This is a genomic window from Levilactobacillus koreensis JCM 16448, from assembly GCF_001435525.1.
In the GTDB taxonomy this organism is placed as follows: domain Bacteria; phylum Bacillota; class Bacilli; order Lactobacillales; family Lactobacillaceae; genus Levilactobacillus; species Levilactobacillus koreensis.
On sequence record NZ_AZDP01000077.1, the window covers coordinates 22,821 to 31,252 of the forward strand.

Genomic DNA, 8,432 nt, shown 5'->3' on the forward strand with positions numbered 1-8,432 from the left:
GTATGGAAGATTCCTGGCACCAATTGAAGCCCAAGACCGGTTTTACGGTACGGGTAAACGGTCGCATCAGTGACCTGAGTTGGCAAACGTTGACCCAACTCTACCAGCCCATCATGGGACCGAGTGCCGCAGGGCTCTTCTCGGCCCTTTTTTGGCTACCAAACCGGGGGACTTACCAACGGCACACCACGTTGTTGACGGTGCTCGGGTTGGATCTGGAACACCTGTATGAGGCGCGAATTCGGCTGGAGGCAACGGGGCTATTAACGACCATGGTAACCACCCAAGATGATTTGACGGGGTTTGTTTACGAACTGCATGCCCCCTTGGCCCCGGCGGCGTTCTTTAAGGATGATCTACTCAGCGTGCAATTGTTGGGAGTCATCGGTGAAGAGAACTACCAGCAACTGGTCACGACAAATGTGCCTAACTTGGGAATCAGGCCTAACGAAAAAGAAATCACGAAAAATTTTCTGGAAGTCTTTCACGTGGATGGTCAAGAACTAAACGACCTACCAGCGGCCGTGACGACCAGCCGGCAACGGTTAGCGGCGTCGACACCAACCCCCGTCTTGCCTGCGGAGTCCGAACCGGACTTTGACTTTAAGTTATTGGGTGAAATCTTAGAGCATTCGTTTATCGACACGCGGGCAGTTCAGGCAAACCGGCAACTGTTATTGACCGAGCATGTGACTTACGGCTTGGATGAGGTCACCATGGCCCGCTACGTGGGTGAGGCCACGGACCTGGCAACGAATAAATTTGATGCGGAGGCCTTCAAGCGAATCGTTGCGCAGCATTTTGGTCAGCCTCGGCGGTCTCCAGCCCCGACAACGGAGAAACCGACACCAGTCGAATCAACGACGGGCACGACAACATCTGCGGAACAGGCCTTGATCAAGGTTGCCACGGCCACGGCCCCGGCGGTCTTTTTACAGGCCATCAAGCAGAAAAACGGGGGATTTGTGACGGACGGGGAACAACGCATCGTACGTGACCTGGTCAGTCGGCAGCTTTTCCCGGAAGCGGTCCTGAACCTCATGATCTATCACGTCTTAGTCGACGAGGATAAACCCACGCTGAATAAAAATTTGTTAGATACAATTGCTAACGACTGGAGTAAGGCCAAAGTCAATACGCCCCAGTTGGCGATTCAAAAGATTCGCGAGCGGCAGCGGGCGGCGAGTCAACCACGCAAGTCACGAAGCCGCCAGTCAACGGTGAAGGAAACCTTGCCAGACTGGGCTAAAAAGCCAGCAGCTGAGACGTCAACGACAGCCACTGCCAAGTTATCTGCCGAGCAACAACAGCGTTTGCAGGAACGAATCGCCAAGCTTAAAGAGAACCGTCAATCGGGAAAGGAGGACTAACCCATGGAAGATCTCAGTAAAACTATGCAGCAGCTGATGAATCAGCGTCATTTAAACGATAACTACCGCCAACTGATGGACAAAGTCTACGCAGATCCGCAGGTCACCCAGTTTTATCATGACCATCAAGCGGAACTGGCAGAGGACGTCATGACCCGTTCGGCAGCGAAACTCTATGAATTTGTGAGCGAACGGGAAAAATTAGCGAAGGGGGGCACGACCTTTGCGACCGGATATGAACCGCAACTGATTGTGTCAAACCACCTCATCGATGTCGCCTACGTGCCGACGGTCGAAACACAAGAAAAGCAGGCCCAACAGGCACTACGCCAACGGGTCAAGTCGATTGCCATGCCGAAAAATATTCGGGATGCCAGTCTGACTGAATTTGACCAGGATGCCGATCGCGCGGAAGCCTTGATGGCCGTACTGGACTTTAAGGATGCCTATGAAGCGAGCCCCAAGCGCCGTCATCAAGCCTTGTATTTGGCTGGTAGCTTTGGCGTGGGGAAAACCTACCTGCTGGCCGCGTTAGCCAATGAATTGGCAACGGACGGGTTCTCCAGCACGTTAGTTCACTTCCCGAGTTTTGCGGTCGAAATGAAAAACTCAATTGCCAAAAATGGCGTGGCCGACAAATTAGATGCGTTGAAGAAGGCCCCCGTCCTCATGATCGATGATATCGGGGCGGATGCGATGTCCGCTTGGGTTCGTGACGACATCCTCGGTGTTATTTTGGAATACCGGATGCAAGAGGAATTGCCAACGTTCTTTAGCTCTAACTTCTCCATGCAGCAATTAGAGACGGAACACCTGCGCATCTCAACGCGAGGGGATGACGAACCGTTGAAGGCCCAACGCCTGATGCAGCGAATCCGTTTCTTAGCCCGTGAGATCACAATGGTCGGTGTCAACCGGCGGCCGCAATAATGTAGCGTTGGATTCGCCTTGCCGGCCGGCAGATATGGGCTGGAACGGTGCGAACGCAACTTGAAGCCTCGAAGAACACGAGTCTTCAAGCTTGGTTTTCTACTAAGCCGGCAAGGAACGCCGACCAAGTAGAACGACGCGCCTGAGCCCATATCTGCCGGCCTCTTGGCTTATACTGTCGTTTTATGTACCATCAGTGTGACTGACCATAACATTTGTTACCAATTGAACGGTAAGTGTGGTGGCAGGTCGATTTCAATGCTTGTTATGGTTGAGATCAATCAGAAGCGGAGGCAGCTGATGTAGCCAGTTGCGAGGCGAAAGCCGTACCACAGGCTGGAGACGTTCCCCATAGCAGGAGTAATCCCTGGCTGCCGGAGCGCGGCAATTTTACAGCAACAATCTTGAACAAATTCCTTGTCAGTGCTTGACAACTTTCACTGGCAAGTGTTTAATAGTCAATGAAACCAAGAAGAGCTATGACGAAAGACATGGTGCTTACGGGATCGTTCACAGGAAGAGTTGGCCTAGCTTGGAAGCCGACTTAGCGACCGCAAACATTACCGCTTTCCTCAGCTGTCGAAAGGAAATTTTCGGCCGGTCCGTTCCGTTATCGACGACTAGAGTTCACGGGAGTAGTCTCGTGAAAAATATCGGGTGGAACCACGTTATTGACGTCCCCAGTGCCTATTTAGTTAGGTGCTGGGGACTTTTTGCGTCGATGACCATCCAAAAATCAAAGAGGGAGATCATAATTATGGCAGATATTTCAATCAAATTCCCTGACGGTAAGGCAAAAGCCTTTCCAGAAGGGTCAACGCCCGAAGACGTTGCCAAGTCTATTTCCATTAGTTTAGCAAAGAAGGCCGTTGCCGCTAAGTTAGACGGCAAACTGGTCGACTACTTGACGCCACTGACCGGTGATGGTGCTATTGAGATCATCACGAAGGACAGCGACGAAGGCTTGAGCGTTTTGCGGAACACGACTGCCGCATTGTTGCGGATTGCCTTGAAGAAGGAATTCCCAGCCATTCGTTTGGGTGAAGTTAGTGCCGACGAAGACGGGTTCTTCGTGGATACCGACAAGGATGACCAACAAGTGAGCGTTGATGAATTAGACGCCTTAGCTGTGATCGTTGAAAAATTGATCAGTGACAAGTTGCCTATCGAACGAATCTCATTGAGCAAGGCTGACGCTTTAGCCGCTGCTAAGGACGATCCTTACACGACTGAATTGATCAATGCCGTTGATGGCGACGCCGTTTCCTTCTTGAAGATCGGTGATCACCAAATCCTAAGTGATGGTGCCCAATTAGCCAACACGGGTGACGTGAAGAAGTTCAAGTTACTTTCCGTTGCTGGTGCCTACTGGCAAGGCAAGTCCTCAAACCCAATGCTCCAACGGATCTACGGGACGGCCTTCTACAAGCAAGCTGACTTGGATGCCGACTTAGTTAAGCGCCAGGAAGCCCATGACCGTGACCACCGTGTCATTGGGAATCAACTGGACCTGTTCTTCGTTGACCCTAAGGTCGGTGCCGGCTTACCTTACTGGATGCCAAACGGTGCCACAATTCGTCGGACCATCGAACGTTACATCATCGACAAGGAAGTTGCTAACGGTTACCAACACGTTTACACGCCAGTCCTGGCTAACCTGGACCTGTACAAGCAATCTGGTCACTGGGCCCACTACCGTGAAGACATGTTCCCACCAATGGACATGGGTGATGGCGAACAACTTGAATTGCGGCCAATGAACTGCCCAAGCCACATTCAAATTTACAACCACCACATTCGTTCTTACCGTGAATTGCCATTACGGATTGCTGAATTAGGGATGATGCACCGTTACGAAAAATCCGGTGCCCTGAGTGGTCTGCAACGGGTTCGTGAAATGACCTTGAACGATGGTCACACGTTCGTTGCCCCAGAACAAATCCAAGATGAATTCAAGAGTATCCTGGACTTGATGGTTAAGGTTTACAATGACTTTGATATTAAGGACTACACGTTCCGTCTGAGCTACCGTGACCCTAAGAACACGGAAAAGTACTTCGATGATGACGAAATGTGGAACAACGCTCAAAAGATGTTGAAGGGTGCCATGGATGACCTGGGCTTGCCTTACGTTGAAGCCGAAGGGGAAGCTGCCTTCTACGGTCCTAAGTTGGACGTCCAAACCAAGACGGCCCTCGGGAACGAAGAAACGCTCTCAACCATCCAATTGGACTTCATGTTGCCAGAACGCTTCGACTTACACTATGTCGGTGCCGATGGTGAAGAACACCGTCCAGTGATGATTCACCGTGGCTTGGTTTCAACGATGGAACGGTTCACCGCTTACCTGACTGAAATCTACAAGGGTGCTTTCCCAACTTGGTTAGCGCCTAAGCAAGTTACCATCATTCCTGTTTCCGAAGAAAAGCATGGTGCTTACGCTGACAAGTTAGCTGCCGAATTAAAGGCCGCTGATGTTCGGGTCAACGTCGACAAGCGTGGTGAAAAGATGGGCTACCTGATTCGGGACGCCCAAACGCATAAGATTCCATACACGTTGGTTGTTGGTGAAGACGAAATGGCTAATGGGACTGTTTCTGTACGGAAGTATGGAGAAGATAACAGTGAATCCATGAGCAGTGACGCCTTCGTCAAGGAAATCTTAGGCGATATCGCTACGTACAGTCGCGAAGAAAACTAAAGTTAACTTAGCATTGAAAACGGAAACTGTTTTCGACATTAATATATAGAAAGAAGGGCCTGGGACTTTTTGTCTCGGGCCCTTCTTACGTTCTGAACGGGCATGGTCGAGACGGACGTTAAGCAGCAGGCGAGACCATTTTAGACAACCAATCCAGAGCCGATATTGTTTGCCTATCGACGTTAATAATCGGTGACTGACCGCCTTTTGGTCCATTCACTCTTTTAGCTAGAGTGTCACGTTGAGAAGTGGTAATGTAGTTGATAGAGTCGCTTAATAGAAAGCTCGCTGATGTGTCTTCGTGGTTAGCGCGCCTGAAGCGATTGAAGAGTAATTAAGAAAGAAGATGTGAGGATGTCGCAGCCAAAAACCAATGTGCTTGCCGTGACGATTGCAATTTACGTGGCAACGTTCGTGAGTGCCATTGAAGGAACCATCGTGTCAACGGCGTTACCCACGATTGTCGGAAATCTCCATGGCGTTGCGCTGATGAACTGGGTGTTTTCAATTTACTTACTAGCCACGGCGATGGTGACACCAATTTATGGCAAACTCGCTGACGTGATCGGTCGTAAACCAATCATGCAATTCGGACTCGGCGTGTTTATTGTGGGGTCGGCGATGAGCGGACTAGCCACGAGCATGCCGGTCTTGATCTTCTGGCGGGCAATTCAGGGTATCGGTGCAGGGGCCTTACTCCCCGTTTCCATGACGATCATTGCCGATATCTATTCGATTGAAAAACGCGCGAAAATCTTAGGAATCACCAACTCCGCGTGGGGAATTGCGGCGGTGCTGGCGCCTTTACTGGGTGGTATCATTATCGATAAGCTCAGTTGGCATTGGATTTTCTTCATTAACGTTCCGATTGGGTTAATGACCATGATATTATTTCAATTATACTTACACGAACCCAAACGGCAGCGGACCGAGAGCATCGATTACCTGGGGAGCTTTTGGCTCATGCTGTGTCTGCTTAGTTTAATGTTGAGTTTTCAAGTGCTCAGTAACCAACCGATCATCTGGGCGGCATTTGTTGGTGGTCTAGTTATCAGTGCCATTAGTCTGATCCTATTCGTGCGACGAGAGAAACGGGCGGTCGACCCCATTATTTCGCTAGAACTCTTTAAAAACCGGCCGTTTATTGTGCAAAATGCGATTGCGGCGTTGATCAATGGTTATTTAATGGCACTGACGGTCTACGTGCCAACCTGGGGTCAAGGACTACACGGCGTCTCCGCCTCGGAGGCCGGCTTGGCGTTGACCCCGAACTCACTGATGTGGGTCGTGGGAGCCTTTGCGACGGGGTACTTTTTGGCGCGGTGGACCCCTCGTCGAATTCTGTATTTTAGTCTCTCCTTTATCTTAGTAGCGGGGCTGGCGTTGGCGTTACTCCCAATGCAGGCGCCGTTTGGCTGGTTCTTCATCATCACGGCGGTCAACGGCTTTGGCTTCGGAATCGCCATGACGACGACCACACTGACGTCGCAACGGTTAGTTTCGGCTGAAAATGTCGGAGTGGCGACCTCATTTAACACGCTGGGGCGGACCATTGGCCAAACCCTGATGGTCTCCATTTTCGGAATCATTTTGAACACGGGGATGCAGCAGGGAATCACGCATTCTACGGGAACCAGCATGGCGATGATGAACCGGCTGATCAATCCGCAGACGGCGAGTGGATTGCCAGAAAAGTTATTGCCAACCTTGCGGCAGATCCTGTATAATGGTCTGCATTGGGTTTACGTGATTGGCTTCGTTATTGTCGTCCTGACCTTTGTCATTAACCGGTTGGACCATAGCAACCAGGTCTTAGGCAGTGGAGCAGACGACTAGCCAATTGTGAGCACAGCTGGTTTTCTGAAAAATGATGAAACACCCGTTGACATGAAACGGGCTAGCTGGTATGATGGTTAAGTTGAGAAATTAAGCAGAGGCTTCCGCTTCTCGCCTTATGACATTGGTTATTGGGCTGGATATGCACGTTATCTAATCTTTTAGATTGGATTTTGGTGCGGGAGCCGTTTGATTTTCATCAAAGGTTCCCGCATTTTTTTGTGAGTGAGATTTCTGCAGTTCTCGAGATTATTTTGGAGGTGGATTACCATAGCAAACGACACGATTGTCAACGAGGGGATTCGCGCACGCGAAGTTCGATTGATTGCCGGCGACGGTGAACAATTGGGCATTAAGTCTAAGCAAGAAGCTTTGCAGATTGCTGAAGACGCTAACCTCGATTTAGTTTTGGTTGCACCGAAAGCTAAGCCACCAGTAGCCCGGATCATGGACTACGGGAAATACCGCTTTGAGTTGCAAAAGAAGCAACGTGAAGCTCGTAAAAAGCAAAAAGTGATCAGTGTCAAAGAAGTACGGCTCAGCCCTACGATTGATACCAACGACTTTAACACCAAGCTGAAGAACGCTAAGAAGTTCTTGGCCAAGGGTGAAAAAGTTCGGGTTTCAATTCGCTTTAAGGGTCGGGCAATTACGCATAAGGACATTGGTCGTGAGGTGCTCAACCGGATGGCTCAGGAAACTTCTGACGTCGCAACTGTTGAACAACGGCCAAAGATGGATGGTCGCAGCATGTTCCTCATGTTGTCACCCATCGCTGAGAATAAGTAATTGATTGGGTAGCCCAGCTACCGATTTAAGGAGGATATTTCGTATTATGCCAAAGATGAAGACTAACCGCGCCGCAGCTAAGCGTTTCAAAGTAACTGCCAAGGGCGGTATCAAGAGTGCCAACGCATACACGTCTCACCGTTTCCACGGTAAGACCAAGAAGCAACGCCGGAACCTTCGTGGTACCCGGATGATGAACGAAACGACCATCAAGACTTACCGCGCACTTTTACAAAAGTAAGCCGGTCACTAATTTTTCGGGTCGACGAAATGTCGACATAATGTTTGAATTGATTTAGGAGGAAAAGATTATGCCACGAGTTAAAGGCGGTACTGTTACACGCGCACGTCGTAAAAAGGTTTTAAAGTTAGCTAAGGGTTACCGTGGTTCTAAGCACCGTTTGTTTAAGGTAGCTAAGGACCAAGTCATGAAGGGCCGTCAATACGCCTTCCGTGACCGTAAAGCTACGAAGCGTAACTTCCGTAAGCTTTGGATTGCCCGGATCAACGCCGCAGCCCGGATGAACGGTCTGAGCTACAGCAAGTTGATGCACGGCTTGAAGTTAGCCAACATCGATGTTAACCGGAAGATGTTAGCCGACTTAGCAGTTAACGATGCTAGTGCTTTCACTGCTTTAGCTGACCAAGCTAAAGAAGCATTGGCTGCTTAATTCAGTTAATGATAAAGGGACTTCGCGTATGCGAGGTCTTTTTTATTAGTCCGCCACTGGCAACACGGTGTGACCCTCACCTTACCGGCCGCCAGATATGGGCTGGAACGGTGCGAACGCAACTTGAAGCCTCGA

General features: G+C 50.1%; 7 protein-coding genes and 1 other annotated feature. All 7 genes read left to right on the forward strand.

Going from position 1 to position 8,432, the window contains the following annotated elements:
- Window positions 1-2 precede the first annotated feature (2 nt).
- The 7 genes from FC99_RS06725 to rplT all read left to right on the forward strand — a co-directional run bounded on the left by FC99_RS06725 (window position 3) and on the right by rplT (window position 8,297).
- Complete coding sequence (locus FC99_RS06725) at window positions 3-1,370, forward strand: replication initiation and membrane attachment family protein (RefSeq protein WP_048731933.1); 1,368 nt, start codon at window positions 3-5, stop codon at window positions 1,368-1,370.
- Window positions 1,371-1,373: 3 nt separating this feature from the next.
- Window positions 1,374-2,300, forward strand: a complete 927-nt coding sequence (gene dnaI / locus FC99_RS06730) for a primosomal protein DnaI (protein ID WP_048731931.1) — start codon at window positions 1,374-1,376, stop codon at window positions 2,298-2,300.
- Window positions 2,301-3,057: 757 nt separating this feature from the next.
- Complete coding sequence (gene thrS / locus FC99_RS06735; protein ID WP_048731929.1) at window positions 3,058-5,001, forward strand: threonine--tRNA ligase; 1,944 nt, start codon at window positions 3,058-3,060, stop codon at window positions 4,999-5,001.
- A 354-nt stretch (window positions 5,002-5,355) separates the two neighbouring features.
- The gene (locus FC99_RS06740) at window positions 5,356-6,837 is read left to right on the forward strand and encodes an MDR family MFS transporter (RefSeq protein ID WP_048731927.1); all 1,482 of its coding nucleotides are present in this window, start codon (window positions 5,356-5,358) and stop codon (window positions 6,835-6,837) included.
- A gap of 86 nt (window positions 6,838-6,923) precedes the next feature.
- Window positions 6,924-7,064: a sequence feature (ribosomal protein L20 leader region), on the forward strand.
- 37 nt (window positions 7,065-7,101) lie between these two features.
- Window positions 7,102-7,626, forward strand: a complete 525-nt coding sequence (gene infC, locus FC99_RS06745) for a translation initiation factor IF-3 (RefSeq protein ID WP_235805876.1) — start codon at window positions 7,102-7,104, stop codon at window positions 7,624-7,626.
- Window positions 7,627-7,672: 46 nt separating this feature from the next.
- Entirely contained in the window at window positions 7,673-7,867 is a 195-nt protein-coding gene (gene rpmI, locus FC99_RS06750; protein WP_048731926.1) for a 50S ribosomal protein L35, read from the forward strand.
- A gap of 70 nt (window positions 7,868-7,937) precedes the next feature.
- Window positions 7,938-8,297: a 50S ribosomal protein L20 gene (gene rplT, locus FC99_RS06755; protein ID WP_048731924.1), complete on the forward strand. Its 360-nt coding sequence runs from the start codon at window positions 7,938-7,940 to the stop codon at window positions 8,295-8,297.
- Window positions 8,298-8,432: the final 135 nt, after the last annotated feature.

What these genes read in the sequence shown, in the direction of transcription:
- FC99_RS06725 (WP_048731933.1), top strand. Translation starts at nt 3, where the DNA reads ATGGAAGATTCCTGGCACCAATTGAAGCCCAAGACCGGTTTTACGGTA.
- dnaI (WP_048731931.1), top strand. Translation starts at nt 1,374, where the DNA reads ATGGAAGATCTCAGTAAAACTATGCAGCAGCTGATGAATCAGCGTCAT.
- thrS (WP_048731929.1), top strand. Translation starts at nt 3,058, where the DNA reads ATGGCAGATATTTCAATCAAATTCCCTGACGGTAAGGCAAAAGCCTTT.
- FC99_RS06740 (WP_048731927.1), top strand. Translation starts at nt 5,356, where the DNA reads ATGTCGCAGCCAAAAACCAATGTGCTTGCCGTGACGATTGCAATTTAC.
- rpmI (WP_048731926.1), top strand. Translation starts at nt 7,673, where the DNA reads ATGCCAAAGATGAAGACTAACCGCGCCGCAGCTAAGCGTTTCAAAGTA.
- rplT (WP_048731924.1), top strand. Translation starts at nt 7,938, where the DNA reads ATGCCACGAGTTAAAGGCGGTACTGTTACACGCGCACGTCGTAAAAAG.